Here is a 26819-nt window from a genome sequence, read left to right on the forward strand (position 1 = left end):
CTGTGAAACTCACGTCGAACTGCCTCAATCGGTCGTGTCTGCCGTGGTCCGGCCGGAAACAGGGGCCGATTCTACGCAGGTCCGGTGCCGGGTCCGCACCGGGCACCGAACGTTTGACCTCAAGTTCACTTGAGTTTCTCTCATTCTCCTCACACCCCGGCCCGCACCGGCTGCCGGGGCCATACCGATCCGTTCTGCCCCGGAGGCACCCGTATGAGCATGGAAGTGACCGCGTGGTCGTCGCTGCACAGCACGATCAACGCGCAAGCGGACCGCCGCCCCTTCTCGCGGGCCACGGTGAGCCGGATCGCCTCGTTCGCCCGGCCGCGCCGCCGGCAGCTCTACCGATTCCTGCTGCTCAGCATGGTCACCGCCCTACTGGCCGTGGCGACGCCGATGCTGGCGGGCCGGGTGATCGACGCGATCGTGCAGGGCAAGGAGAGCGGCGCCGTCGTGCGTCTCGCCCTGCTGATCGCGGTGATCGCCGTGGCGGAGGCGGGGCTCGGGCTTCTCACCCGGCTGCTCTCGGCCACGCTGGGCGAGGGGCTGATCCTGGACCTGCGGTCGGCGGTCTTCGACCATGTCCAGCGGATGCCCGTCGCGTTCTTCACCCGCACCCGGACCGGGGCGCTGGTGAGCCGGCTCAACAACGACGTCATCGGCGCGCAGCGCGCGTTCAGCAACACCCTGTCCGGGGTGGTCTCCAACGTGGTGACGTTGGTGCTGACGCTCGCGGTGATGCTGACGATCTCCTGGCAGATCACCCTGCTCGCGCTCGTGCTGCTGCCGGTGTTCGTCGTGCCGGCCCGGCGGATGGGCTCGCGGATGGCGCGCATGCAGCGCGAGGCGGCCGCGCACAATGCGGCGATGAGCACGCAGATGACCGAGCGGTTCTCGGCGCCGGGCGCGACCCTGGTGAAGCTCTTCGGCCGGCCGGCCGACGAGTCCGCCGAGTTCGCGGCACGGGCGGGGCGCGTGCGGGACATCGGCATCCGTACGGCCATGGCGCAGTCGACGTTCATCACGGCGCTGACCCTGGTGTCCGCGCTGGCCCTGGCACTCGTCTACGGGCTCGGCGGTTACTACGCGCTGCACGGCAGCCTGGAGCCGGGCGCGGTCGTGACACTGGCGCTGCTCCTCACCCGGCTCTACGCCCCGCTGACGGCGCTGGCGGGCGCCCGGGTCGAGGTGATGAGCGCGCTGGTGAGCTTCGAGCGGGTCTTCGAGATCCTGGACCTGAAGCCACTGATCGCCGAGAAGCCGGACGCCCGTGCGGTGCCCGAGGGACCGGTGTCCGTGGAGTTCGACGGGGTCTCCTTCGGCTACCCGTCCGCCGACAAGGTCTCGCTGGCCTCGCTGGAGGAGGTCGCGACCCTGGACTCCCGGGGCGGCACGCGGGTCCTGCACGACGTCTCGTTCCGGGCCGAGCCCGGCCGGATGGTCGCCCTGGTCGGCTCGTCGGGCGCCGGCAAGTCGACCATCGCCCAGCTGCTGCCCCGGCTGTACGACACCGATGAGGGAGCGGTACGGCTGAACGGCGTCGACGTACGCGACCTTTCCGCCGAGTCGATCCGGGAAACGCTCGGCATGGTCACCCAGGACGGGCACCTCTTCCACGACTCGGTGCGCGCCAACCTCCTGCTGGCCAGGCCCGATGCCACCGAGGAGGAGATCTGGGACGCGCTGCGGCGCTCACGGCTCGACGGTCTGGTGGCCTCGCTGCCCGACGGGCTCGACACGGTCGTGGGAGAGCGCGGCTACCGGCTCTCCGGCGGTGAGCGCCAGCGGCTGACGATCGCCCGGCTGCTGCTGGCCCGTCAGCGGGTGGTCATCCTGGACGAGGCGACCGCGCACCTCGACTCCACGTCCGAGGCGGTGGTGCAGGAGGCCCTGGCCGAGGCGCTGGAAGGGCGCACGGCGGTGGTGATCGCGCACCGCCTGTCGACGGTGCGGGCCGCCGATCTGATCCTGGTCGTGGAGGAGGGCCGGGTGGTGGAGCGGGGGACGCACACCGAACTGCTGGCGGCGGGCGGCCGGTACGAGGAGCTGTACCGGACGCAGTTCGCCTCACCGGACGCGGCGGGCGGCCGGCAGGAGCCGGTGGGGTCGGCCTGACGCGAGCGCCCCCGGTCCGTGCGGACCGGGGGCGCTCCGGGCGCGGGGTCAGTCGTTGTCGGTCTCCTGATGGGTGACCGAGCCGTTGGACGCGTCGATGTCGAAGGTCGTCTTCTTCCAGTCCTTCGACACGACGTCGGTCTTCCAGACGAGCGTGCCCTGGTCGTCGTCGTCCAGGTCGAGCGCGGTCACCGTCCCCTGCTGCTTGGCGGTGGCGGCCTTCGCCGCCTGCTGCGGGGTCTGCTTGGCCTGGGTGATCCGCTTGGCCGTCTTGGCCTTGTCCGAGGTGCTCTGGCCGGTCTCCTCGGAGGAGCTGAGGACCTTGCCGGAGACGGCGTCGATGTGAACCTTGTGCTTGGTCCCGGTCTTGGCGGCGACGGTCGCGACCCACTGCGGGGCACCGGCTGCGGCGCTGCCCGTCGGCGACGGGCTGCCGGTGGGAGAGGGGCTGCCGGTGGGCGAAGGGCTGCCCGTCGGAGAGGGGCTGGGGCTCTCGTCGTCCTCGGCCGCCTCCTTGGCGGTCATGAGTTCGAGCTCGACGAGCTTGCCGCCCTTGACCTCGCCCTCGGCCGTGGTGATGGCCTTGCCGTAGGTGACCTTGGTGGCGGAGATCAGCTCCTTGCGTTCCTTCTGGTCCTCGGTCATCTGGCCCGGCGAGGCGCTCTCGGTCCCGGTGGGAGACGGACTCTTCGTGGCCTCGGGCACGGCGCGGGCCGCCTCCGAGGTCTTCGTGCTCGCGGAGGTGCTGCCGCTGTCCTGGCCGCAGCCGGTCAGCAGGGCTGCGGTGGCCACGACACAGGCGACGCCGGCGACGCGCACGCGGTGGGCACGGAGGAATCCGGTGTTCTTGGAGGGGGAGTCACATGTCATGCCCGCATGCTTAACCCCCGCGCGGCTCCGGCATGTGGGATGACGCGGCAGTGTCACCCGATCGACGGCCATCCCGCTCCGGCTCCGCGTGTCGCCGGGGTTCGAGGGGATTTCGTGCACGGTGGGCGAAGATGTGACGACGGTCCGAATTCCCTGGTCACGCGGGTCGCGATCCGGCCGCTTTGGTGCGAGCCTGAAAACATGACCTGGGCGTCCTGGACAACACGCGGAGTGTATTCGGGGCACGGCGGCGTGCTCACCGATGAGGTCGGGCCGCTGTCCGGTGACCTGACCATCCACACCACTTGGGCCGAGGGCACGGCGCAGATCACCGTGCAGTACACCGACGCGGCCGACTGGTTCACCATGGCGGGCAGCCCCGTGCCCTGTCCGTCGGAAGAGGCGAGCCGCGCGCTGCACGCGGCCGCCGTGGAGGCTGTCCGGCAGGGCTCGGCGGCGACGGTCCCCGTGCTGGAGCTCGGCCCCGAGCACGCGGCGGGCCCGGAATGACCGGTCCCGTACGCGTACGGGACCGGCCGCCGGGGTGTGCCGCGCGAACGGTCAGGGCCTGATGCCGCTGACCACGTCGGCGGTGGCGGTGATGCCGTCCTGGATCGTGGGGGCCATGCTGGTGCCCGCGAGGAGGAATCCGAGCATCCCGCACACCAGCGCGTGCGAGAGCTTCATTCCGCCGCTGCGGAGGAAGATCACCGCGAGAATCAGCAGAAGCAGCACCACTGAGATCGAAATTGCCATGGCCAACCTCCTCCGCCGCGCCTGATTTGCGGCATTCGGCGTCAGTGTGGCGCAGGGCGCGGGCCGTCCGGCGCACCGGCGTGTCCGCCAAACGGGTAGGGCTTGAGTCGCGGCCGCCGAACCGGGGAAGAGGGGTCGACCGCCGCAGGGAACGCGGGGGTGTTCCCGCGCCCCCTGCGGCGAAACCTCAGGGCGCGGGCAGCTCCATGAGCGCGGCGACCGTGTCCCGGTGGCGTCCCGCCGTGCCGTACGCGGTGGCATCGGCCTTGGCCCGCTTCAGATAGAGGTGCGCGGGGTGCTCCCAGGTCATCCCGATCCCGCCGTGCAACTGCACGCACTCCTCGGCGGCATGGACCGCGACCTTCGAGCAGTACGCCTGCGCCACGGCCACGGCCAACGGCGTGTCGGGGCTGCCCGCGGCGAGGGCGTCGGCGGCGTTTCGCGCGGCGGCCCGGGCAGAGACGACCTCCAGCCAGAGCTGCGCCATGCGGTGTTTGAGCGCCTGGAAGGAGCCGATGGGCCGGTTGAACTGGTGGCGCTCCCGGGTGTGTCGCACCGTCTCGGTGAGGCACCACTCGGCGAGTCCCAGCTGCTCGGAGGCGAGCAGTCCGGCGCCGGCCCGCAGCCCCCGGTCCACCGCGCGCCTTCCGGCTCCGGGGTCCGCGAGGCGGGTGCCGGCGGCGCCGTCGAGCGTGACGGTGGCGAGGGGGCGGGTGAGGTCGAGCGCGACGAGCGGTTCGACGCGTACGCCCGGCGCGTCCGTGGCGACGGCGTACAGACCGTCGGCGGTGAGCACGAGGAGCACGTCGGCCGCGGCCGCGTCGGCGACCGGGCCGAGTGTCCCTTCCAGGGAGCCGGTCACCACCGTGGCCCGCGCGCCCGCCGCGTCCGCCGAAGCGGCGGCGAACGGCACGGCCACCACCGCGACCCGGCGGCCCTCGGCGAGCGCGGCGAGGAGTTCCGCGGCCGGTCCTTCCTGCGCACCGAGTGCCAGCAGCGTCTCGGTGGCGACGACGGAGCTGGTCAGGAACGGAGCGGGCGCGACGCTGCGGCCCAGCTCCTCCAGGACGACGGCGGCCTCGCGATGTGTGGCGCCCTGGCCGCCCAGCGCCTCGGGCACGAGGAGTCCGGCAGCGCCGATGCCGGTGGCGAGCGCCTTCCACAACTCCGGGTCGTACGGCGTGTCGGACTCGGTGCGGGCGATCACCGACGGCGCGTCGGCCCGGTCCGCCAGCAGGGAGCGGACAGCGGCGCGCAGGTCCTCCTCGGTCTCGGAGTAGAGGAGGTCGGGCGCCTGGCCGGCTTCGGTCTGTGCGGTCATCGGGAGAGGTCCTTCCAGGCGACGTCCTTGTCGTTGCGGGGCTCGGAGGGCAGACCGAGTACGCGCTCGGCGACGATGTTGAGCAGTACCTCGCTCGTACCGCCCTCGATGGAGTTGCCCTTGGAGCGGAGGTAGCGGTAGCCGGCGTCGCGTCCGGTGAAGTCGACCAGTTCGGGCCGCCGCATGGTCCAGTCGCTGTACAGCAGGCCCTCGTCGCCGAGGAGCTCCACTTCGAGGCCGCTGATCTCCTGGTTGAGCCGGGCGAAGGCGAGCTTCATGCCGGAGCCCTCGGGGCCGGGCTGCCCGGCGACGAGCTGCTGGCGCAGGCGCTCACCGGTGAGACGGGCGACCTCGGCCTCGACCCACAGGCCGAGCAGGCGCTGATGCAGGTCGTGGGTGCGCAGTTCGGGCCGTTCGCGCCAGGTCCTGGCGACCGGGCCGATCATGCCGCCCTCACGGGGGATGCGGGAGCCTCCGATCGAGACGCGCTCGTTCATGAGGGTGGTCTGGGCGACCTTCCATCCCTCGCCGACGGGCCCGAGCCGGTGGCTGTCGGGGATGCGCACTCCGGTGAGGAAGACCTCGTTGAACTCGGCTTCGCCGGTGATCTGACGGAGCGGCCGGACCTCGACGCCGGGGTCGGTCATGTCGCAGATGAAGTAGCTGATGCCGCGGTGCTTGGGCAGGTCGGGGTCGGTGCGGGCGATGAGGATCGCCCAGCGCGCCAAGTGGGCGCTGGAGGTCCACACCTTCTGCCCGTCCACCACCCAGTCCTCGCCGTCGCGCACGGCGCGCGTGCCGAGGGCGGCGAGGTCGGAGCCCGCGCCCGGTTCGCTGAAGAGCTGGCACCAGACTTCTTCGCCCACCCACAGGGGCCGCAGGAACCGCTTCTTCTGCTCGTCGGTGCCGAAGCCGAGGATGGTCGGGGCGGCCATGCCGAGGCCGATGCCGATGCGGCGCGGATCGTTGTCGGGGGCGTTCGCGGCAGCGAGTTCGGCGTCGACCACGGGCTGGAGGGAGCGCGGGGCGTCCAGGCCGCCCAGCCCGGCCGGGTAGTGCACCCAGGCGAGTCCGGCGTCGAAGCGTGCCTTGAGGAAGTCGGTGCGCTCGGTCGTCGCCGGGGGGTGCGCGGCGAGCAGTTCGCGGGTGCGGCGGCGCAGTTCGGCGGCGTCGGGTGCGGTCATCGGGCGGCTCCTGACGGGAGGACGACGATGCGGCCGGTGCTCGTGCCGTCGGCGACGCGCTGGACGGCGGCCGCCGCCCCGTCCATCGCGACCCGCTCGCTGATCAGCGGCTTGATGACGCCTTCTGCGGCGAGCCGGGTGAGCTCGCGGTGGCAGTCGCGCACGGCCTGCGGGTCCTTGGTGTTGTAGAGGCCCCAGTGGAGGCCGAGGACGGAGTAGTTCTTCACGAGGGCGTGGTTGAGCCCCGGGGTGGGAATGGTGCCGGACGCGAAGCCGACGACGACGATGCGCCCCTCGAAGGCGATGCACTTCACGGACTTGGCGTACGCGTCCCCGCCGACCGGGTCGTAGACGACGTCGGCGCCCCGGCCCCCGGTGAACTCCTTGACCGCCGCGACGATGTCCTCGCCGCGTCGGTCGATGACCAGGTCGCAGCCGAGAGCGGCGGCGGTCTTCGCCTTCTCCGGTCCGCCGGCGACGCCGATGACCGTGGCACCGGCGGCCTTGCCGAGCTGGACGGCGGCGCTCCCGACCCCGCCCGCGGCGGCGTGCACGAGCAGCGTCTCCCCCGCCTGCAGGCGGGCGCGCCGGTGCAGCCCGAACCAGCCGGTCTGGTAGCCGATGTGCAGGGCCGCGGCCTCCGCGTCGTCCAGGGATTCCGGGGCGTCCAACAGGGCCGCCTCGTCGGCGACGACGTACTGGGCGAGGCCGCCGTGCGGCAGGGCGGGGGTGGCGAGCACCCGGCGTCCGTCCTCGGTGCGGCCGCAGATCTCGACGCCCGGGGTGAACGGCAGCGGGGGCCGTACCTGGTACTGACCGCGGCAGAGCAGCGCGTCGGGGAAGTTGATGTTCGCCGCGAGCACCTCGACCAGCACCTGCCCGTCGCCGGGCACCGGCCGGTCCGTCTCCTCCAGCCGCATCACCTCGCTCGGCTCGCCGTTCCGGTGCACTCGCCATGCCTGCATGAGGGGCCTCCACAACACTGTCGGCATTACCACTGCTCCGGCGCATACTAAGCGGTCGCTTGCCTTCCTGGGAACAGCCCGCGGAACAACGGCCCCCGGACGCCCGTGCGCCCGGCCCCTCCCGCGCGGAACGCGGGGGCGCCGGGCGCACGACCGTACGAGAGGGCTACTTGCCCACCACCACCTCGGCGACCTGCGGCGCGGCCGTTCCGTCCCGCCAGGCCAGTCGTACCGCGTCGGCGGCGCGCCCGTCGGTGTCGATGGCGGTGTAGGCGCCGTGCAGCGCGCCCACGGTGTGCCAGGTGCCGTCCGCCGTGCGCAGCTGGACGTCGGCGTCACCCTCGGAGCCGGACGGCCGCAGCACCGTCACCGAGCCGACCGGCCGCACGGCACCGAGGTCCACCTCCAGCGCTTCACCCTGCCCGGCCGCCCGCGCGCCCCGGTACACGGTGCCCGGGTCTCCGTCGGCCGCCGCGCGCAGCGAGGAACCGGCGGCGGCGGGCGGATTGCCGGTGACCGCGCCGTCCGTGGTCGTGACCTGGAATTCGCGGACCACGACCCAGCTGCTCTGCCCCGCGGTGGCCCGGGCCCGCACATAGCGCGCCTTCGTCCCGGCGGGAGGGGCTGCCGTGATGTCGGGCTTCCCGGAGAGGTCCGCGAGCTTCTGCCAGCCCCGGCCGTCCGCCGAGTACTCAAGAACGCCCTGGTGGAGGTAGTCGTCGGCGCTGCCCGGTTTGGCCATGGCGAGCGTGACGGGGCCGATGGCCCGGGACTCGCCCAGGTCGACGGTCACCTGGTCCCCGGCCGCGGGCGCCCCGTCGCTCCAGAAGTACGTGGAGTCGTCGCCGTCGAGCATCCGGGCGACGGTGTTGCTCTGGTAGGTGCCCAGGCTCGTCGAGGCCGTCGGCCTGCCGCTCACACCGAGCAGCCGGTCGTACTCGGCGGTGGCCGCGGCGGCGAACCCGTCCAGCTGCCCGTCGCCGACCAGCACCGGCACCTTGCGCCCGTCGAGCCCGGTGTACGTGAACGAGGCGGCGCGCTCCGTCTGTGCGGGCAGCTGCTGCCGGAGCTCCCACGCCTCGGCGCCCTTCCCGGCGCGGGCGGCCTCGACCATGCGCAGGGCGGTGCGCGTGGCGGTCGCCCAGGACTCGGTGGCGTCCAGCCAGGGGCCGGAGTCCGCGATGAAGCCCCGGTCGGGCAGAGCCGCACGCAGCCGGGCGGGGGCCGCGCCGAGCGAGGCCAGGACGGAGTCGAGCCGCCCCGCGTCCCCGGACTCCCAGTAGCGGGCGAAGGCGGCGGAGAGCTCGGGCGCCTTGGAAGTGTTGAGCGCGGAGCTGTAGTTGACGTCGGCGAAGGCCCGCAGCGCTTTCGCCGTCCTGGCGTCGCCGCCCGCGTATTCCTCGATGCCCTTGCCCCAGGACTCGCGCGGGTCGTAGGCCGCGTCGTTCCAGGCGTAGTCCGCGACGGTGTACAGGGAGAGCTTCGACGCGTAGGACTGGATCATCGGGTTGGCGGTGATGCCGGCGAGCCGTCCGGGCAGACCCTTCTCGCGCCCGTTGAACGGGCCGAGCAGGAGGCGGTTGGTGGCGTAGTCGTTGACCGGGTAGTTGTCCCAGGTCAGGATCGGGTGGCCGAACACCTTCCGGGCGGCGTCCGCCTGAGCGACCGTCATGGTCGGGGCGACGACCCCGACACCGGTCCACTCGACCAGCACATCGGGATCGAGCTGTTCGGACAGGGCCGTCTTGTACGCCGACGAGCTGACGTTGTAGTACTCGGTGGGGACCATCTGGAGCGGCTGGGCGCCGGGGTGGGTGGCGATGAACTCCTGGTTGACCCGGTTGAGCAGATGCGCCTGGGCGGCACCCGCCGCACCGCCGCCGGTCCCCCACTTCGCCTTGTCGGCGTCGCAGTTCCAGTCGGTGTAACTGATGTCGTCCAGCGGGACGGCGAAGGTGCGGACGCCGATGTCCCACATCGTCTGGAACTTGTCCATGAGCGCCCGCACGTCCGCGTCGGAGCTGTAGCAGACCGAGAGACCGGGTGAGAGGGCGTAGGTGAACTCGACGTGCCGCAGCGCCGCCCGGTCGGCGAGGTCCTTGATCTGCACCAGCCGGTCGGCGGGATACGGGTCGCGCCACTTGGCGCGGAGGTAGTCGTCGTCCTTGGGCGAGTACACGTAGATGTTCATCTTGTGCTCGCCGTAGTAGTCGAGCTGGTCGAGGCGGGCCTCGTGCGACCACGGCGTGCCGTAGAAGCCCTCGATGACCCCGCGCAGCGCGGTGCCGGGCCAGTCGCGCACGGCGAGTCCGGCGACCTTGCCGCCCGGCTGCCCCCGGTGCGGCAGGACCTGGCGGAGGGTCTGCGCGGCGTAGTAGGTGCCGGTGGCGTCCTTGCCGGCGAGGACGATGCGTCCGGCACCTATCCCCAGGACGTAGCCCTCGGCGGGCAGTCCGGCGGGCCCGTCGAGCTTCTGCGCGGCGAGGGCGGCGGAATCTCCGGCGTACACGGTGAGCCTGCCGGGGGCGGGGCGCTGCGCGCGGACGACGTGCCGGGCGCCCGCCTTGCGCAGGGCCGCCTCCACCACGTCGAGCGTGGGCGCGTCGGCGGTCCCGCCGGCGATCAGGGTGACCGTGGGGGTGACGGTCACCCGGTCGGTTCGGGGCTCGGCGGACTGCGGGGTCGGGGTGATCGTGGGTGTGTCCTGGGCGGTGGCCGGGGCGGGCGGGGCTCCGGCCGCCCGGGCGGACGGTCCGGCGGCCAGCATGCCGCCTGCGAGCAGGGCCGCGGCGGCGGTGAGAGCGGTGATGCGGGGCGGGCGAGGCGTCACAGGTCCTCCATTGGTCACTCAAGACACCAAAGTCGCGCAACACAACGTGACTGAATTCAACATCCTGGCGCTGACATGTCAATGGTCTGGACAACATCAATGCACGGACCTGCGGTTTTGCGTCCGACTGCCCCTGTACGACTACCGGGCGAAGAGTTCGAACGGAACGGCCGGACGCCCCCCGAAGCGGTCGGCGGCGGCTTCGGCGTTGCCGGTGAGGAAGGTACGGCAGTAGGTCTCCGGGTCCTCGTCCGTGAGGACTTCGATGTACGTGCGGTGGGCCAGGAGGGACCGCACCGACCGCTCCAGACCGGCCGTCGCGTCCACCGCGTGGGTGGGCGCGGACGATCCCGCCACGGCCACCCAGCGCACACCGTCCCACGGTTCGAGCCCCTGCTCCCGCAACTCCGGGAAGATCCAGCGGTTGCCCGCGTCGGCCGCCGCGTCGAGCGTGGCGCGGCCGACGGCCCGGTGGTCCGGCGTGTTCCACGCGACACCGCCCCAGGTGTCACGATGGTTGAGCGTGATCACCAGCTCGGGGCGGTACCGGCGGATGGCCGCCGCGATGTCCCGGCGGAGCGGGATGCCGTACTCGATCACCCCGTCGCGGTGGTCCAAAAACTCCACGCGGGAGACACCGACGGCAGCCGCGCTCGCGCGCTGTTCCCGCTCGCGCAACGGCCCGCACTCCTCCGGGTCGAGGGTGTCGATCCCGGCCTCGCCCCTGGTCGCGAGCAGATACGTGACCTCGCGTCCGGCGTCGGTCCAGCCGGCCACCGCTGCCGCGCAGCCGTACTCCAGGTCGTCGGGGTGCGCGACCACGGCGAGCGCGCGCCGCCAGTCCTCGGGCATGGGCTTCAGCTGCTCGGTCATATCCGCAGGCTAACGGGCAAGGCGGGGGGTGAGACGCGTGACACGGCGACCAAGGATACCCAGGGGGGTATCCTTGGCCGTCCGGGGCAGGAGAGAGCGAGACCTGTCCCGTACCCCGGTGAACGAAAGGAACACAGCTCGTGACCAGCCCCGTATCCCTCTCCCCCGCCCAGGCGGCCGCCCGCCTCACGGAGTTCACCGTGATCGACGTACGCGCCCCCGGCGAGTACGCCGCGGGGCACGTGCCGGGGGCGGTGAACATACCGCTCGACCGGCTCGACGAGGCGCTGCCCGCGCTCAAGTCCGCGTCCGCCCGCGGCGCGCTGCTCATGGTGTGCGCCTCGGGCAACCGCTCGACCCGCGCCTGCGACCTCCTCTCGCGGGCCGACATCGAGGCGGCGACGCTCACCGGCGGCACCTCCGCCTGGGAGAGCGAAGGCCGTGGCCTGGAGCGCCCGGAGGGCGCGCGGGCCACCTGGCCCATGGAGCGCCAGGTCCGGCTGGCGGCCGGCTCGCTCGTGGTGGCCGGGCTGCTGGCAGGCGTCCGCTACCCCGCCGCGCGCTGGCTGTCCGCCGGTGTCGGCTCCGGTCTCGTCTTCTCCGCCGTCACCAACACCTGCGGGATGGCGGCGGTCCTGTCGAAGCTCCCGCACAACCGCGCGCCGCGCTCGGCGCCGGGCCTGGACGCGACGCTGGACGCCCTCCAGGGCTGAGGCCTCACGGGGCCGGCCGCGTGGTGCGGCCGGCCCCGGACCCGCGTCAGACCTCGTCGCGGACCAGCGCGAGCAGCCGGTCCAGCACGCGGGGACCGCCCGCGCGCAGCCCGTCGTGCTCGAACTCGTCGGTCACCCAGGTGCGCAGCCCCCGGATCGCGGCTGCGGTGCGCAGTGCGTGGGCGGTGTCCACGTACATGTCGTCGTGGTAGACGGCGGCGGCCACCGGGACCTCGTTGGCGGCCAGGCGCTCGGGGTCGTACAGCGGCTCCCAGTCGGTGCGGGCGGCGAGGAGCGCGGCAGTCTCGCGCAGCGGGCGCAGCGCGGGGTCCACCTCGAAGTGCCAGGGGTGGATGGACTCGCCCGTGAACAGGACCGGTCCGTCGCCCGCGAGGGCCGTCGCGGCCTCGAACTGCGGGAACTCGGCGCGGACCCGCTCCGCGGCCCAGTCCGTGGGGCGCCCGCCCTGACCGTAGATGGCCTCGTGCATGAGGGCGTACAAGGGGTGTCCGGCGAAGGAGGTCGCGGCGCGCATGGCCTCCTGGAACGTGTCGGAGAGCTCGTCGCCGTGCGGGGTGCGGACGAAGGCGTTCTCCAGGAGGTAGTGCAGCTGGTGGCTGCCGCTGCCGCCGCCGAGCATGATGCCGAGGGACTGGAAGCTCTCGGGCGTCAGCCGGTGCCCTGCGCTCTCGGGGCGGTGCTCCGCGAGGTGAGCGGTGATCTCCCGGGCGCGTTCGACGTCCTGCGGGTAGCGGGCGTAGTGCGCGGCGACCTTGCGCTCGATGCGCGGATACGCGGCCCGGTAGACGTCGTCCGCGTGGGCGTCGAGGGAGGGCAGACCGCCGGTGATGAGGACGGTGTTCAGCCCCTCGGGGGCGGCCGAGAGGTACCGGACGGCGCAGAAGCCGCCGAAGGACTGGCCGAGTACGGTCCAGGGCGCGCCGCCGGTCAGCCGCGGGCGGATGAACTCGCAGTCGCGCACGATGTTGTCCGCGCGGAAGTGCGCGAGGTAGTCGGCCTGCTCCCGCGGCCCGCCCCGCAGCGGGAGGGTCTGCCGGTTGGCCGGGGTGGACAGGCCGGTGCCGCGCTGGTCGAGCAGGAGCACCCGGAATTCCCGCACCGCCCGCCCGAGCCATGCCTCGGCGCCGGTGAAGCGCCGGGCGCCGAAGCCGGGCCCGCCCTCCAGATACAGCAGCCAGGGCAGCTCCTGGCCGGCCCTGGACGGGGCCACGACCTCCCGCCCGAAGACCTCGATCTGCTCACCGCCGGGGTCGGCGTGGTCGAGCGGGACGGTGAAGCGGTGGTCGGTGAGGACGAGGCCGGGCTGCCGGTAGCTGTTCAAGGGTGCTCCTGGATCGGACGGTTCCCGGACAGTTCAGCACACCGGTGTGCCCCGGACGGTCGCGGCCCGTGTGCGGCCGGGACGCCGGGCTCCTACCGTGCTCTCATGATCCGGTTCGAACAGGTCGGCAAGGTCTATCCGGACGGCACGACCGCGGTCGACGCGCTGTCCTTCGAGGTCGCCGAGGGAGAACTGGTCACCCTGGTGGGCCCTTCGGGCTGCGGCAAGACGACCACGATGATGATGGTGAACCGGCTGATCGAACCGACCTCGGGCCGCATCCTGGTGGACGGCCGGGACATCGCGAAGACCGACCCGGTGAAGCTGCGCCGCGGCATCGGCTACGTCATCCAGCAGGTGGGGCTCTTCCCGCACCGGACCGTCCTCGACAACACGGCGACCGTGCCGGCCCTGGTGGGCTGGAAGCGGTCCAGGGCGCGGGAGCGGGCGGCCGAGCTGCTGGATCTGGTGGGCCTCGACCCGTCGGTGTACGGCTCCCGCTATCCCGCGCAGCTCTCCGGCGGCCAGCGCCAGCGCGTCGGAGTGGCGCGGGCCCTCGCGGCCGATCCGCCGGTGCTCCTGATGGACGAGCCGTTCGGCGCGGTGGACCCCGTGGTACGCGAGCGCCTGCAGAACGAATTCCTCAAGCTCCAGTCGAGGGTGAGGAAGACGGTTCTGATGGTCACCCACGACATCGAGGAGGCGGTGCGGATGGGTGACCGGATCGCGGTGTACGGGGAGGGGCGCATCGAGCAGTTCGACACGCCGGGTGCGGTGCTCGGCTCGCCCGCGACCCCGTACGTGGCGGAGTTCGTCGGCGCGGACCGGGGGCTGAAGCGGCTGTCGGTCACCGCGATCGAGCCGGACGACCTGGAACAGCCGCCGCTGGCCCGCCTCGACGAGCCCGCGGGGGCCGCGGCGGCCCGGCTCGGCGCGGCCGGCGCGCGCTGGGCCGTCGTGCTGAACGAGGCGGGTGAGCTGCACGGCTGGGTGGCGGCGGACGCCCTGCGGATCGCCGGGGACCAGGGCACGGTGGGCGAACTGGCCCGCCGGATGGACGCGTGGGTGCCGGTGGGCGCGCCGCTGAAGCGGGCGTTCAGCGAGATGCTTCAGCGGGACGCGGGGTGGATCGCGGTGCTGGACGGGGCGCGGTTCCTCGGCGTACTGACCCCGGCGAAGCTCCACGAGGCGCTGCGGCGTTCGGTGGACGCGGACGCGCAGGGCGTGGGGCGCGACGAGGTGCGGTTCGACTCGGTGGCGGACGCCTGAGAGGAATCCAGGGCCCGTCAGGCGTCCGCGGCGTACTGCCAGAAGTCGCGCATCAGCCGCGGCGGGGTGGGACCGGTCATCTCCAGCTGGCTGAGCATGATCGCGGTGGTGCCGGTGGCCGGGACGATGTGCGCCGTGGTGCCGGTGCCGCCGACCCAGCCGTAGCGGCCCGGCACGTTCCACGGGGCGGTCCTGTCGACGTCCACCGAGCCGCCGAAGCCCCAGCCCTGCCCCTCGGTGAACAGCCCGCTGGCCTCGCGCTGCGCGGGGGTCAGGTGGTCCGTCGTCATCTGCCGCACGGACTCGGCGGACAGGAGACGCCGGCCGCCCACCGCGCCCCCGTCGAGCAGCATGCGGGCGAAGGCGTACAGGTCGTCCACGGTGGACACCAGTCCGCCGGCCCCGGACGGGAAGTCCGGCATGCCGCTCCACTGCCCGGCCGGCTCGTCGACCAGCTCCACACCGCCGTCCGCGCCCGGCCGGTACAGCGCGGTGAAGCGGCCGAGCTTCTCCGCCGGGACCATGAAGCCGGTGTCGCTCATGCCGAGCGGCGCGAAGATCCGTTCGGCGAGGAACTCCGGCAGCGGCTGCCCGGCGACCCGGGCGATGAGCACGCCCAGGATGTCGGAGCAGGTGTTGTAGAGCCACTCGCTGCCCGGCTGGGCCAGCAGCGGGATGCGCGAGAGCGTGTCCATCCAGGCGTCCGGGGGAACGACGTGGCGCGGCAGCGGTGAGCCCTGCTTCAGCTCGCTGAACAGGAGACGGGCGGCGGGCAGCGAGAAGTCGGACGGGAATCCGTACCCCGCGCGCGACGTCATGAGGTCGAGCAGGGTGATGGGGCGTGCTGCCGGGACCACGTCGTCCACCGGGCCGTCCGGAGTGCGGACGACGACGGGTGCCGCCAGCTCGGGCAGCCAGGGCGCGACGGGGTCCTCCAGTGCGATCCGCCCGTCCTCGACCAGCAGCATGGCCGCGGCGGCCACGACCGGTTTCGTGAGGGAGGCGATCCTGCAGACCGAGTCGCGGGCCATCGGGGTGCCGTCGTCCGTTCCGGCGCTGCCCACTGCCACCACGTCGACGCGTCCGTCGCGCGCCACCAGGCCCACGGCGCCGGGGACCGGTCCGTCGTGGACGTGCTTCTCGAAAACTTCGCGCAAGTTGTTCATCGCTCCGCCTTGTCCTGGGGTTTCGTAAGACCGACCGGTCCGGGGACGCGGACTCATCGGCCGGCGCGGGACGTTTTCCCGGTCTCACTCCTTCGCGCCGGGGATGAGGTGTGCGGAGCGCAGGTAGGCGCGGGCCACGTCCTCGGGGAGCCGTCGCCAGCTGTCCACCTGTTCGTTGAGCCGGGCCAGGTCCGCGGTGGTCAGTACGGTGTTCAGCCTGCCGAGGGCCTTGCGCACTCCCGCGCCGCCCGCGCGGGCCCGGTTGACGACGGGGACGAGGTAGTCGGCGTTCTGGAGGTGCCGGTCGTCGGCGAGCAGGACGAGCCCGAAGTCGTCCAGGGTGGCGTCGGTGGTGGTGGTCAGCACCAGCTGGTCGCGGCCGCTCTGCACGGCCTGCTTGGCCTGGGTGGTGCCGACGCCCTTGGGGTCGACGGCGGTGATGTCGATGCCGTACTTCTTCTTCAGCCCGGGCGCGCAGTACGGCCGCTGGACGCACTCGTCACCGGCCGCGAGGCGTACGGGCAGTCCCGAGCGGCCGAGGTCGCTGAGGGTCCTCAGGTGGTGCTGCCGGGCGTAGGCGGCGGTGACGGCGAACGCGTTCTGGTCGACGGCCCTGCCGGGGTCGAGGACGGTGAGCCCGCGCGGTGCGGCCAGGGCGCGCAGCGCCTTCATGGTGGCGGCGAGGTCCGGCGAGCCGACGGACGCGGCGTCGGCGCCGTGCTCCTTGGCGCCCAGCCAGTCGGCGAAGGTGGCCGCGTATTCGGGGACGACGTCGATCTGGCCGTTTTCGAGGGCCGGTTCGTAGATCTCCCGGTTGGTGACGGAGATGAGCTTGGTCGAGTATCCGGCGTGCTCCAGCAGCAGGGCGTACATCTGGGCGAGGAGGTCGCTCTCGGTGAATCCCGCGGAGCCGATCGTCAGGTGCTTGCTGTCGCCGGGCGGCGCGGTGACCGCGCCCTGGTTCTCCAGCGCGGGCCCGGTGGTGCAGGCGGTGGCCACCAGCAGCAGGAGCGCGGCGAGCGGGCGGGCGGCCCTCACGCCGTCTCCTGCGCGCGCAGCCCGAACCGGCGCGGCGCGAACCGCTGGGCCGCCTCGAAGACCCCCTCCACGAGCAGGGCGAACGCGGCGACCAGGACCGCTCCGGCCACCACCTGCGGGGTCGAGGCGAGGTTGAACCCGGCGGTGATGATGCGGCCGAGCCCGCCGCCGCCCGCGAGGGCCGCGATGGTGGCCGTGGCGACGAGCTGGACGGCGGCGATGCGCACCCCGGTGAGGATGAGGGGCAGGGCGAGCGGCACCTCGACCTGGAGGAGCAGCTGGCGGCCCGACATGCCCATGCCCCGGGCGGCCCGGACGACGTCCCGGTCCACCTCGCGCATGCCCACGTACGCGTTGGTGAGCAGCGGGGGCACGGCGAACAGGACGAGCGCCACGACCGTCGGGCCCTCGCCCCAGCGGCCGACCGGGGTGAGCAGGAGCAGCACCAGGACGGCGAAGGTGGGCACGGCGCGCCCCACGTTGGAGATGTTGACGGCGAGCGCACCGCCCCGGCCGAGGTGGCCGAGGAGCAGGGCGACGGGCAGCGCGATGAGGCAGCTGATCAGAAGGCAGACGACGGTGAGGTAGAGGTGCTGGCCGAGCCGGGCCCAGATGCCGTCCTGGCCGTGCCAGTGCGCGGAGGTGGTGAGCCAGGACCAGGCATCCGTCAGGGTGTTCACGACCGGCTCCTGGTCCACGGGGTGAGCAGGCGTTGCAGCAGCAGGAGGAGCAGGTCGGCGGCGACGGCGATGAGGACGCACAGGACGGACGCGGTGAGCACCTGGGCCTTGAAGTAGGTGTTCATCCCGGCGTAGATGAGGTTGCCGAGTCCGCCGTAGCCGACGATCGCGCCGATCGTGACCAGGGAGACCGCGGAGACGGTGGCGATGCGCAGCCCGGCCATCGCGGCGGGCAGCGCGAGCGGCAGTTCCACGGCGACGAGCAGCCGTACGGGCCCGTAGCCCATGCCCCGCGCCGCCTGCCGGGTCTCCTCGGGGACGGCGCGCAGCCCGGCGAGCATGTTGCGCACGAGCAGGGTGAGCGAGTAGAGGACGAGGCCCGCGACGACGAGCGAGGCGGAGAGCCCGTACACCGGCAGCAGCAGGGAGAACATGGCGAGCGACGGGATGGTGTAGAGGATCGTCGTCGCGCCGAGGACGGGCCCGGCGGCCCAGCGCAGCCGCCGTGCGGCGAGGGCGAGCGGCAGGGCGAGGGCGAGGCCGATGAGCACGGAGACCACTGTGAGCTGGACGTGTTGCAGCGCAGCTTCCCAGAGGATGTGGCGGCGGCTGCTGAGGTAGGCGCCGCAGACCCACTCGTTGCGCGCGAGGCAGTCGTCGGGGGGCGCGGTCACCCATCCATTGCAGCCCGCGCGGCGCGGGGGCGCGCGCCCTGATCGTCCGATCGGGCCGCTGCGCCCCCGTCGGTCGTCAGGAGGCGGCGGCCCTGTCGAGGACCGCGGCCAGTTCGCCGGGGCGGGAGAACATCGGCCAGTGGCCGGTGTCCATGGTGACCAGTTCCCACCGCTCGCTCGTCAGCAGCCGGGCCACGTCCTCGCCCGGCTCCGGCCCGTCGAGGAGGCACTTGATGTAGGTCGCCGGGAGCTCCCCGAGCGGGCGGTCCAGGACGGCCGGGTCGGCCAGGGCGGCACCGGGGTGCGGGGTCGCGTCCTTCCGGAACCGTGCGATCTGCTCGCCGGTCAGCTCCTGGCCCTCGAACTCGGCGGCTTCCGGTACGGCCCAGAGGCCGCCGTTCGCGTCCAGTCGGTCCTGGAGGGCGGCCGGCCCCTGCCACCACGCGGAGACGAACGACTCGCCGTCGGCCGGGACGCAGGCGTCCACGAAGACGACGCGGGCCAGGCGGTCGCCCAGGCGCGCGGCCGCCTGGCCCACGGGGATGCCGGCGTAGCTGTGGCCGACCAGGACGACGTCGCGCAGGCCCAGGCGTTCCACCTCCGTGACGATGTCGGTCACATGGGTCTGCCGGCCGACCGGCCGCTCCCGTTTCCCGCCGAGCCCGGACAGGGTCAGCGGGTGCGCGCCGTGTCCGGCCGCGCGCAGCCCCGGCACCACGTCGTCCCATGCCGTCCCGTCCAGCCAGGCGCCTGCCACCAGTACGAAATCAGTCATGCCGGGGACCCTAGCCGCAGGGTCCGACAACGCCGTCAGACCGCGTCCGCGCCGTCCATCGCCCGCGCCGACGACCGGAGTTCCAGGATCTCCAGGACGCGTCCGCCCCAGCGCAGGTTCTCCTCCTCGAAGGACCGGCCGCGCATCAGGGTCAGATAGGGGCCGACGCGTTCGGTCTCCGCGAGGAAAGCCGCCTCGTCGCGCCCGTCGAGCAGGCGCAGGCGCAGCCGTTCGTAGCGGGCGAGCTTGGCGCGCGCCCACTCCATGCGCTCCTCGACCGACGCGCGCACCGCCCCGGCGTCGCCGATGTCCACGGCCTGGATCATGACGAGCAGTTCGTCCCGGATGGCAGTGGGCCGGGGCGCACCGGCGGTGAACGCGCCGAGCGCGTCGCGGCCGGCCGGTGTCAGCGTGAAGAGCCGCTTGTTCGGCCGGCGCACCTGTTCGACCACCCGCGCCTCGATCAGACCGCCGTCGGCGAGCCGGTCCAGTTCCCGGTAGAGCTGCTGGGGGGTGGCCGACCAGAAGTTCGCCACCGAGACGTCGAAGACCTTCGCCAGGTCGTACCCGGACGCCTCGCCTTCGAGCAGGGCTGCCAGGACCGCGTACTTGAGGGACATCTGGACACGCTAGCACCCATGTGATTAATCTCGTTCGCACGTATTCAACAAATTGACTATGGAGGCCGGGATGCTCGCTTTCCGCAAGGCGGTCGAGGCGCACGATCTGGCGGCGGCCGAGGCCGCGCTCGCCGATGACGTCGTCTTCACCAGCCCGGTGGCGTTCAAGCCGTATCCGGGGAAGCCGGTCACGGCCGCGATCCTGCGGGCCGTCTCGGCGGTGCTCGGGGACTTCCGCTACGTACGGGAGATGGCGAGCCCGGACGGGCGCGACCACGCGCTCGTCTTCACCGCGAAGGTCGGGGACCGGGAGATCACCGGTTGCGACTTCCTGCACCTGAACGAAGAGGGCCTGATCGACGACCTCATGGTCATGGTCCGCCCGCTATCGGCCGCTCAGGCGCTGGCCGCGGCGATGGGGGCGCGGTTCGAGCAGATCAGCCGGGAGGCCGCTGCGGGCTGACCGGGCGGGCACCGGGAAGCACGCCGCGGCGAACGCCATCGCAATGTCCGGAGGAGAATGCGGGCGTATTGTCCGTTTATGGGCATTGTGGCACCCGCCATGGACTCGGCGGAGGAGCGTCTGGACGCGGCGGTGGCGTATGCCGTGCGGGAGACGGGCGCAGCCGTGGCGATGCTCTATCTGCTGCCGCCCGGTGAATCGACGCTACGGCTCGCCGTGCTCGCCGGGATTCCGGCGGAGATCGCCGACCCCTGGCTGCGGGTGCCGCTGTCCGCCCCCATGCCGGTGTCCGACGCGGTCAAGGAGCGGCATCTGGTGTGGCTCGGCAGCCAGGAGGAGCTGGCCCGGCGGTATCCGCGCCCCGCGCTCGTCCTGCCCTACCGTTTCGCTCTCGCCGCCGCACCCCTGGTCAGCGGCACGGAGGTGCTGGGCGGTCTCGTACTGCTGTGGCCCGGCTCCCACCCGGCGCAGCTCACGCCGCAGGAGCGTGCGGCGGTCCACGACTGCTGCGGCGATGCGGCACAGGTGCTGTACGAGGCGCGGGAGCAGGGCCGTCCGGTGAAGGCGGGCGCCGGACCGCGGGTGCTGCCACCGGTGACCGCTCCCCCGCCCGCCCACACCGAAGCGGTCGCCGCCGCGGACTTCCTCGGCCGGCTGCCGGGCGGCTGCTGCACCCTCGACATGCACGGCAGGATCACCTTCCTGACGGAGACCGGCGCCGAACTGGTCGGCGGGCGCGTGGCCGACCTGGTGGGGACGCTCCCCTGGGAATCACTGCGCTGGATGGCCGACCCGCTGTTCGAGGACAATTACCGGGGCGCGATGATCAGCCGGGAACCGATGTCCTTCGTGGCGCTGCGGCCACCGGACCAGTGGCTGTCGTTCCGCCTCTACCCGGACGCGTCCGGCATCAGCGTGTACATCACGCCGGTCGCCGGTCCGCACGCCTCGGCGCTGCCCACCGCGACAGGTGCGGCCGCCTCGCCCAGCGCCCCCGGTCGTGCCGTCGCGCTCTACCACCTGATGCACCTGGCCGCGACGCTCACGGAGGCCGTGGGCATCCAGGACGTGGTCGAGCTGATCGCCGAACAGCTGGTGCCCGCCTTCCGCATCCAGGCACTCGCCGTGCTGACCGTGGCGGAGGGGCGGCTACGCATCGAGGGGCACCGGGGCTTCAGTGACGAGCTGATGGAGTGTTTCGAGGGCGCGCCCCTGACGTCCGGCACGCCCGTGGCGCAGGTGCTGAGCACCGGCGTGCCCGCCTTCTACCGGACCTTCGACGAGTTCCGGCGGGTCTTCCGGCCCGCCTCGCTCCAGGAGGGCCTGGGCGCGTGGGCCTTTCTGCCGTTGTTCGCCTCCGGGCGCCCGGTCGGGACGCTGGTGTTCGGATACGACCGCACGCGCCCCTTCGAGCCGGAGGAGCGGGCCCTCCTCACCTCGATCGCCGGGCTCATCGCCCAGGCCCTGGACCGGGCCAGGCTGTACGACACGAAGGAGCGGCTGGCCCACAGCCTCCAGGCCCACCTGCTCCCCCACACGCTGCCCCGGATCGACGGGCTCGACGTGGCCGCCCGCTATCTGCCCGCCACCCGGGGCATGGGCATCGGCGGTGACTTCTACGACGTCATCCCGCTCGACGCCACCACGGCGGCCGCGGCCATCGGCGACGTGCAGGGCCACAACGTGACGGCCGCCGCCCTGATGGGGCAGGTACGCACAGCGGTGCACGCCTCGGCCGGCGCACCGCCCGCCGAGGTCCTGGCACGCACCAACCGGCTGCTCGCCGACCTCGACGCCGAACTGTTCACCAGCTGCCTCTACGTCCACCTGGACCTGGCGGGCCACCGCGCCCTGCTGGCCACGGCGGGCCACCCGCCGCCCTTGCTGCGCCATCCCGGCGGGGACACCGAGGTGCTGCGGCTGCCGCCCGGTCTGCTGCTCGGCGTCGACCGGGACGCCCGGTACCCGACGACCGAGATCCCGCTGCCGCCGGGTGCCGCGCTGGCGTTGTACACGGACGGTCTCGTGGAGGTGCCCGGCACCGATCCCGACCGGTCGACGGCGGCGCTCGCCGACCAGTTCGGCCTGAACACCGGCCGCCCGATGGAGGCCGTCGCCGACAGCCTCGTCCGGTACGCGAAGGACGTCACGCCGGGCAGCGACGACATCGCGCTGCTCCTCATCGAGGCGCTGCGGGACGGGGACGGCTGAGGCGCGGCCGCGGGCGCTTCGCCCCCGGCGCCGCGAACGACCGGTCCGCCACGACGAGTCCCCTGGTGTACGGGTGCTCCGGCGCGCCCAGCACCCGCCCCGCCGGGCCCTTCTCCACGACCCGGCCCCCGTCCATCACCGCGATCAGGTCCGCCCGGGCGGCGGTCGCCAGGTCATGGGTGATCAGGACCAGCGCATCGGTGCGCCCCGAGCGCAGCAGCCCGCCGAGCAGGCTAAGCACCTCGTCCCGGCTCAGCGGATCGAGGCCGGAAGTGATCTCGTCGCACACCAGGACCCGGGGTCGGGCGAGGACCGCGCGGGCCAGTGCCGCGCGCTGGAGTTCGCCGCCGGAGAGGTGGGCGGGCAGGCGCGCCGCCTTCGCCTCAGGAAGCCCGAGGGTGGCCAGCAGGGCGAGTGCCTCGCGCCTCGCCCCGGCCGGGGCCACCCCTCGCAGGCGTACCGCCGTGCGCGCGACCTGGTCGAGCACGGGGCGGTACGCGTCGAAGGCCGCCTTCGCGTCCTGGAACACGTACTGCACACCGGCCACCTGACTCCGGGACCGGTCGCGCAGGCCGGCCGGCAACGGCGCGCCGTCGAGGAGCACGTCCCCGTGATGGCGGGGGTGCAGACCGCTCAGGCAGCGGCCCAGGGTGGTCTTTCCGCTCCCGGACCGGCCCACGACGGCGAGGCACGCACCGGCCCGGACGGTGAGCGACACACGGTCGAGCGCGGCCGTCCGGCCGTGACGTGCGACGAGGGAGCGCACGTCGAGCACCACGTCTCCCCGCCGCGCACCGCCCAGCGGAGCCCGGTCCCGCGCATCCGCCGGGGCCGCGTTCCGTACCCGGCCGTCGTGCAGGACGATGACCTCGTCGGCCAGCGCCCGGACGACGTCCGCGTCGTGGCTGAGCAGGAGTACGGCGACCCCCTGCCGGGCCACATCGGCGAGCAGGTCCACGATCCCGCGCTTCGTCAGCGGGTCCTGACCCGTGGTCGGCTCGTCCGCGACGACGGCGTGCGCGCCCAGGAGCAGGACCTGGGCGAGCACCACGCGCTGCTGCTGGCCCCCGGAGAGCTGGTGCGGGAAACGGCGCAGCAGTTGCCCGTCGGCCGGCAGCCGGACGCGGGCGAGTGCGTCGCGTACGCGTTCCCGCGCCGCCGCCCGGCGTCCGGGGCGGGGCAGGTGCCGGACCCGGACGCGGGCCAGGTCCATGAGCAGCGCGCCGACGCGGCGGACCGGGTTGAGCACGGCTGCCGGGTGCTGCGGGACGTAGCCGATCAGCCCCTGCGGGACCCTTACGCTGCCGGTGACGCGTGCTCCGGGCGGGTACTCGCCGAGCAGGGCGAGCCCGGTGGTCGTCTTGCCGCTGCCCGATCCGCCGGTCAGCGCGGTGATCCGGCCGGGCCGCAGGCTGAGGTCCACGCCGTCGAGCACGGCGCGCCCGCCGACCTCCACCCGCAGCCCCTCGATCACGGCGACCGGCTCGGGCACGGCGGTACGTACAGGTGTCATCGGTGCTTCTCCGTGCGGTGCGGGCGGATGAGCGCGGCGTCGGCGAGCAGGTTGCCGCCCATGGTGAGTGCGACGATCAGCAGGGCGGGCACCACGGTCGCCCACGGCTGCACGGACAGCCCGGTGCGGTTGCGGTCCACCATGACGGCCCAGTCGGCCGCGTCCGGGGCGACGCCCACGCCGAGGAAGGCGGCGGTGGCCACGAGGTAGACCGCGCCGGTGAGGCGGACTCCCAGGTCCGCGGCCAGGGTGCGGCCGATGGCCCGCCCGACGTAGCCGAGGGCCAGGCGCGCCCAGGTCTCGCCCTGCATGCGCAGCGCCTCGACGGCGGGGCGCGAGGCGGCCTCCGCCGCGGCGGCCCGTACGATCCTCGCCGCGTCCGGCATGCCGACGAACGCGACGACGGCCGCGAGCCCGGCCGGGCCCGGACGCACGACGGCGGCGACCAGCAGGACGGCGAGCAGGGACGGCACGGAGAGCAGGACGTCCAGGGGGCGCATCAGGGCCTCCTCCAGCCAGGTCCGCCGGGTGAGGGCGCAGACGAAGCCGACGGGCAGCGCCACCACGTAGGTCAGGGCCGTCGCGGCGACGGCGACGATGACCACGGACCGGCCGCCGAGCAGGACCTCGCGCAGCACGTCGCGGCCGGTGAAGTCGGTGCCGAGCGAGTGGCCGGCCCCGGCGGTCAGCGAGGTGCCGCGCGGTCCCGCGTCACCGGCGAACAGCGGGCCGGCCAGAGCGATCAGGAGCGGCACGCCGAGGATGAGCATGCCGGGGAGGAGCCGCGATGCGCCCGGGGTGCGGGGATGCGGACGGCCGACGACGATGCGTTTCAGCCCGCGCCGGGAGCGCGCCACCGCCACGGCCATCATGCGGCGGCCTCCGTCCGGGGGGCGAGGCGGTGGGTGACCAGGTCGGCGCCCAGGTTGAGCAGGACCGTGACAAGGCCGAACACCACCGCGAGCCCCTGCACCGTGGGCAGATCGCGCTCCGCGACCGCGTTCATCAGGACGGTGCCGAGCCCGGGGACCACGAACAGGGCCTCCACGACGACCACCCCGCACAGCAGCCAGTCGACCGTGCGGGCCAGTTGCTGGGCGGCCGGGGCGAGGGCGTTGGGGAGGGCGTGGGCGTAGCGGACACGGGCGCGGGAGACACCGCAGCGGCGGGCGTGCGCCACGTACGGGGAGGACAGCGCGTCCAGCATGCCCGCGCGGACGAGCCGGGCGAGCGAACAGACCGGACGCGCGAGCAGGACCAGGACGGGCAGGACGAGCGCGGCGGGGTGGGAGGCGAGCTCGGCGCCGTAACCCACCGCGGTCGGCGGGAACCAGCCGAGCCGCAGGGCGAAGACGCTGACCAGCAGGGCTCCCAGGGCGAATTCGGGAACGGCGTACAGGGTGAGCAGGAGCGCGCTGACGGCCCGGTCCACCGCTCCTCCCTCGCGCCGGGCCGCCAGTACGCCGAGGCCGATTCCGGCCGGGACCAGCAGCAGGACCGTGGGCACGGCGAGCAGCAGGGTGGGGCCGATCCCGTCGGTGAGGGCGGCGGCGACCGGCCGCCCCGAGGTCAGCGAGGTGCCGAGGTCGCCGTGGAGCAGCCCGGCCGTCCAGTCCAGCAGCCGTTCGTGGGCCGGGCGGTCCAGACGCATCGCCGTACGGACGGCTTCGATGCGTTCGGGGTCGGGCTGGTCACCGGCGAGGGCGACGGCGGCGTCGCCCGGAAGGGCCTCGGTGGCGGCGAAGACGAGCAGGACCACGGCGGCGGTCTGCGCGCCGCCGAGCAGCAGCCGGCGCGCCGCCCGGCGTCCGGGCGCGTTCACGCCAGCCACACCTTGTCGAAGCGGGCCCAGTCGAGAGTGTTGGCGGGGGCCTGGTGCTCGATGCCCCGGACGTTCCGGGCGGTGCCGAGTATCCAGTCGGCGAAGCCCCAGATGAGGAACGGCCCCTCGGTGTACAGGCGGCGCTGCATGCGGGCGTAGACACCGGCGCGCTGCTCCGGGTCCTTCGTGGACTGGGCCTGCCGGTACAGGGCGTCGAAGTCCTGGTGGCGCCAGTGGGTCGCGTTGGTGGTCGAGTCGGTGAGCAGGCGCTGGGACAGGTGCGCCTCGATGGGCATCGCGCCGGAGCGGTAGCAGCAGAGCGTGCCCGCGTCGAGGATGTCCTTCCAGTACGTGTCCTTGCTGCCGGTCCGTACGCGGACGGTGATGCCCGCCTTCGCGGCCTGGTCGCGGAAGACGGCGGCCGCCTCCGTGAAGCCGGTGGCGACCGGTGAGGTGTCCAGGGTGATCCGCAGGTCGTCGGCGCCCGCCTCCCGCAGCAGCCGCCGGGCGCGGCCGAGGTCCTGCTCGCGCTGGGGAAGCCCTTCGGCGTAGTACTGGTACCCCTTGCCGAAGAGGTCGTTGCCGGTCTCTCCGGCGCCGGAGAGGGCGCTGCGTACCAGCTCCGCGCGGTCGGCGACGAGGAACAGCGCCTGGCGGACGCGGCGGTCGTCGAAGGGCGGCCGGTCGGTCTTCATGGCGAAGGACTGCATGGCGCTGTTGCGCAGTCGCACGATGGTCACGCGCCCGCCGTGCTCGTGCGCGCGGGCGGTGGCCGGGTTCAGCTCGTGGGCGTACTCCACCTGGCCGCCGAGCAGGGCGTTGACGCGTGCGGACTCCTCGTCGGCGACGACGAATTCTAGTTCGTCCAGGTGCGGTGCGCCGTCCCAGTAGTCGTCGTTGCGGCGCAGGAGGGTCGAGCGGCCCGGGGCGAAGGAGACGAGGCGGAAGGGGCCGCTGCCGACGGGTGCGTGGTCGAAGTCGCCCTCGCGCGCCGACGCCGGGATGATGTACGCGCCGAACGCGGCCATGACGTTGGGGAATTCGGCGGTCGGGCGCTTGAGGACGAACTCCACGGTCCGCTCGTCCAGGGCCCGGCTGGCGGCCAGGTCGACCGGTTCGAGGGAGGCCCTGGCCCGGAAGGCGCGCTTCGGGTCGGCTATACGCCGGTAGCTGTGCAGGACGTCGGCGGCCGTTACCGGTGTCCCGTCGTGGAAGACGGCGGGACGCAGGGCGACCTTCCACCGCTTCAGGGTGGCGTCCGGTTCCCAGGAGGCGGCGAGGCGGGGCTGTGCGGAGAGGTCTGCGCCGTAGTCGGCGAGCTTGTCGTACAGGGCCTTGGCGCGGGCCGCGTCGGCGAACAGGTTGCTGAGGTGCGGGTCCAGGGTCTCGCTCGCCCCTCCCCCGGCGAAGGCGGCCCTCAGCCGGCCGCCGCGGTTCGGGGGGCCTGCCTCTTCCTTCGCGTCGGAGGGGCCGGGACCGGGGGCGCCCGCGCATCCGGAGAGGGCGAGGGCTCCGGCGGCTCCGGCGGCGCCCGAGACGCGCAGGAAGCCTCGTCGGTGGAGGGCGGGGAAGTGGTCGTCGTGCGTCACTGGGTGTCCTTGCTGTGCGGTGGGTTCCGG

General features: G+C 73.2%; 24 protein-coding genes. 6 read left to right on the forward strand and 18 right to left on the reverse strand.

The window, feature by feature from the left end; translation table 11 throughout:
• Window positions 1–213: 213 nt before the first annotated feature.
• Window positions 214–2115, forward strand: a complete 1902-nt coding sequence (locus tag ACZ6C6_RS14410) for an ABC transporter ATP-binding protein (protein ID WP_469202544.1) — start codon at window positions 214–216, stop codon at window positions 2113–2115.
• A 48-nt stretch (window positions 2116–2163) separates the two neighbouring features.
• Here the strand turns inward: ACZ6C6_RS14410 and ACZ6C6_RS14415 are convergent, their stop codons facing one another.
• Entirely contained in the window at window positions 2164–2985 is an 822-nt protein-coding gene (locus ACZ6C6_RS14415) for a PepSY domain-containing protein (protein ID WP_469202546.1), read from the reverse strand.
• Between the two features lie 201 nt (window positions 2986–3186).
• On the opposite strand from ACZ6C6_RS14415, the gene ACZ6C6_RS14420 reads away from it, so the two are divergent.
• A complete protein-coding gene (locus ACZ6C6_RS14420; RefSeq protein WP_469202548.1) occupies window positions 3187–3495 on the forward strand; it encodes a hypothetical protein in 309 nt (102 codons plus the stop codon).
• A 51-nt stretch (window positions 3496–3546) separates the two neighbouring features.
• Here the strand turns inward: ACZ6C6_RS14420 and ACZ6C6_RS14425 are convergent, their stop codons facing one another.
• The 6 genes from ACZ6C6_RS14425 to ACZ6C6_RS14450 form a co-directional block, all read right to left on the reverse strand.
• The gene (locus ACZ6C6_RS14425) at window positions 3547–3741 is read right to left on the reverse strand and encodes a hypothetical protein (protein ID WP_361031078.1); all 195 of its coding nucleotides are present in this window, start codon (window positions 3739–3741) and stop codon (window positions 3547–3549) included.
• A gap of 187 nt (window positions 3742–3928) precedes the next feature.
• Entirely contained in the window at window positions 3929–5062 is a 1134-nt protein-coding gene (locus ACZ6C6_RS14430) for an acyl-CoA dehydrogenase family protein (RefSeq protein ID WP_469202551.1), read from the reverse strand.
• Window positions 5059–6246, reverse strand: a complete 1188-nt coding sequence (locus tag ACZ6C6_RS14435) for an acyl-CoA dehydrogenase family protein (RefSeq protein WP_469202553.1) — start codon at window positions 6244–6246, stop codon at window positions 5059–5061. The genes ACZ6C6_RS14430 and ACZ6C6_RS14435 overlap by 4 nt, the downstream gene beginning before the upstream one ends.
• Window positions 6243–7211 (reverse strand): NADPH:quinone oxidoreductase family protein, encoded by a 969-nt coding sequence (locus tag ACZ6C6_RS14440; protein ID WP_469202555.1) that lies wholly within the window; start codon window positions 7209–7211, stop codon window positions 6243–6245. Before ACZ6C6_RS14440 ends, ACZ6C6_RS14435 begins: the two co-directional genes overlap by 4 nt.
• Window positions 7212–7377: 166 nt before the next feature.
• The gene (locus ACZ6C6_RS14445; RefSeq protein WP_469202557.1) at window positions 7378–10041 is read right to left on the reverse strand and encodes a beta-N-acetylglucosaminidase domain-containing protein; all 2664 of its coding nucleotides are present in this window, start codon (window positions 10039–10041) and stop codon (window positions 7378–7380) included.
• 141 nt (window positions 10042–10182) lie between these two features.
• Window positions 10183–10914, reverse strand: coding sequence for a PIG-L deacetylase family protein (locus ACZ6C6_RS14450; RefSeq protein ID WP_469202559.1), 732 nt, complete (start codon window positions 10912–10914; stop codon window positions 10183–10185).
• 140 nt (window positions 10915–11054) lie between these two features.
• Here ACZ6C6_RS14450 and ACZ6C6_RS14455 point away from each other — a divergent pair, with 140 nt between their 5' ends.
• The gene (locus ACZ6C6_RS14455; protein WP_469202561.1) at window positions 11055–11627 is read left to right on the forward strand and encodes a rhodanese-like domain-containing protein; all 573 of its coding nucleotides are present in this window, start codon (window positions 11055–11057) and stop codon (window positions 11625–11627) included.
• A gap of 46 nt (window positions 11628–11673) precedes the next feature.
• On the opposite strand, the gene ACZ6C6_RS14460 is transcribed toward ACZ6C6_RS14455, so the two are convergent.
• Window positions 11674–12969, reverse strand: coding sequence for an alpha/beta fold hydrolase (locus ACZ6C6_RS14460; protein ID WP_469202563.1), 1296 nt, complete (start codon window positions 12967–12969; stop codon window positions 11674–11676).
• A gap of 105 nt (window positions 12970–13074) precedes the next feature.
• Here ACZ6C6_RS14460 and ACZ6C6_RS14465 point away from each other — a divergent pair, with 105 nt between their 5' ends.
• Window positions 13075–14238 (forward strand): ABC transporter ATP-binding protein, encoded by a 1164-nt coding sequence (locus tag ACZ6C6_RS14465; RefSeq protein ID WP_469202565.1) that lies wholly within the window; start codon window positions 13075–13077, stop codon window positions 14236–14238.
• Between the two features lie 17 nt (window positions 14239–14255).
• On the opposite strand, the gene ACZ6C6_RS14470 is transcribed toward ACZ6C6_RS14465, so the two are convergent.
• The 6 genes from ACZ6C6_RS14470 to ACZ6C6_RS14495 form a co-directional block, all read right to left on the reverse strand.
• The gene (locus ACZ6C6_RS14470) at window positions 14256–15404 is read right to left on the reverse strand and encodes a serine hydrolase domain-containing protein (protein WP_469202567.1); all 1149 of its coding nucleotides are present in this window, start codon (window positions 15402–15404) and stop codon (window positions 14256–14258) included.
• An 84-nt stretch (window positions 15405–15488) separates the two neighbouring features.
• Window positions 15489–16442 (reverse strand): ABC transporter substrate-binding protein, encoded by a 954-nt coding sequence (locus ACZ6C6_RS14475; protein WP_469202569.1) that lies wholly within the window; start codon window positions 16440–16442, stop codon window positions 15489–15491.
• The gene (locus ACZ6C6_RS14480) at window positions 16439–17122 is read right to left on the reverse strand and encodes an ABC transporter permease (protein WP_469202571.1); all 684 of its coding nucleotides are present in this window, start codon (window positions 17120–17122) and stop codon (window positions 16439–16441) included. The genes ACZ6C6_RS14475 and ACZ6C6_RS14480 overlap by 4 nt, the downstream gene beginning before the upstream one ends.
• On the reverse strand, window positions 17119–17796 hold the full coding sequence (locus tag ACZ6C6_RS14485; protein ID WP_469202573.1) for an ABC transporter permease: 678 nt from the start codon (window positions 17794–17796) through the stop codon (window positions 17119–17121). Before ACZ6C6_RS14485 ends, ACZ6C6_RS14480 begins: the two co-directional genes overlap by 4 nt.
• A 76-nt stretch (window positions 17797–17872) precedes the next feature.
• Window positions 17873–18571, reverse strand: coding sequence for an alpha/beta fold hydrolase (locus tag ACZ6C6_RS14490; RefSeq protein ID WP_469202575.1), 699 nt, complete (start codon window positions 18569–18571; stop codon window positions 17873–17875).
• A 35-nt stretch (window positions 18572–18606) separates the two neighbouring features.
• Window positions 18607–19191, reverse strand: coding sequence for a PadR family transcriptional regulator (locus ACZ6C6_RS14495; RefSeq protein ID WP_469202577.1), 585 nt, complete (start codon window positions 19189–19191; stop codon window positions 18607–18609).
• Window positions 19192–19261: 70 nt separating this feature from the next.
• Here ACZ6C6_RS14495 and ACZ6C6_RS14500 point away from each other — a divergent pair, with 70 nt between their 5' ends.
• On the forward strand, window positions 19262–19654 hold the full coding sequence (locus ACZ6C6_RS14500) for a nuclear transport factor 2 family protein (protein WP_469202579.1): 393 nt from the start codon (window positions 19262–19264) through the stop codon (window positions 19652–19654).
• A 78-nt stretch (window positions 19655–19732) separates the two neighbouring features.
• The gene (locus ACZ6C6_RS14505; protein WP_469202581.1) at window positions 19733–21865 is read left to right on the forward strand and encodes a SpoIIE family protein phosphatase; all 2133 of its coding nucleotides are present in this window, start codon (window positions 19733–19735) and stop codon (window positions 21863–21865) included.
• Here the strand turns inward: ACZ6C6_RS14505 and ACZ6C6_RS14510 are convergent.
• From ACZ6C6_RS14510 to ACZ6C6_RS14525, 4 genes are read right to left on the reverse strand one after another with little or no spacing between them, the layout of a single operon-like run.
• Window positions 21834–23378, reverse strand: coding sequence for an ABC transporter ATP-binding protein (locus ACZ6C6_RS14510; protein ID WP_469202583.1), 1545 nt, complete (start codon window positions 23376–23378; stop codon window positions 21834–21836). The two genes, ACZ6C6_RS14505 and ACZ6C6_RS14510, sit on opposite strands and share 32 nt — an antisense overlap.
• A complete protein-coding gene (locus ACZ6C6_RS14515) occupies window positions 23375–24247 on the reverse strand; it encodes an ABC transporter permease subunit (protein ID WP_469202715.1) in 873 nt (290 codons plus the stop codon). Before ACZ6C6_RS14515 ends, ACZ6C6_RS14510 begins: the two co-directional genes overlap by 4 nt.
• Complete coding sequence (locus tag ACZ6C6_RS14520; RefSeq protein ID WP_469202585.1) at window positions 24247–25200, reverse strand: ABC transporter permease; 954 nt, start codon at window positions 25198–25200, stop codon at window positions 24247–24249. Before ACZ6C6_RS14520 ends, ACZ6C6_RS14515 begins: the two co-directional genes overlap by 1 nt.
• Window positions 25197–26789: an ABC transporter substrate-binding protein gene (locus ACZ6C6_RS14525; RefSeq protein ID WP_469202587.1), complete on the reverse strand. Its 1593-nt coding sequence runs from the start codon at window positions 26787–26789 to the stop codon at window positions 25197–25199. The genes ACZ6C6_RS14520 and ACZ6C6_RS14525 overlap by 4 nt, the downstream gene beginning before the upstream one ends.
• Window positions 26790–26819: the final 30 nt, after the last annotated feature.

Source organism: Streptomyces sp. NPDC041814, from assembly GCF_055590565.1.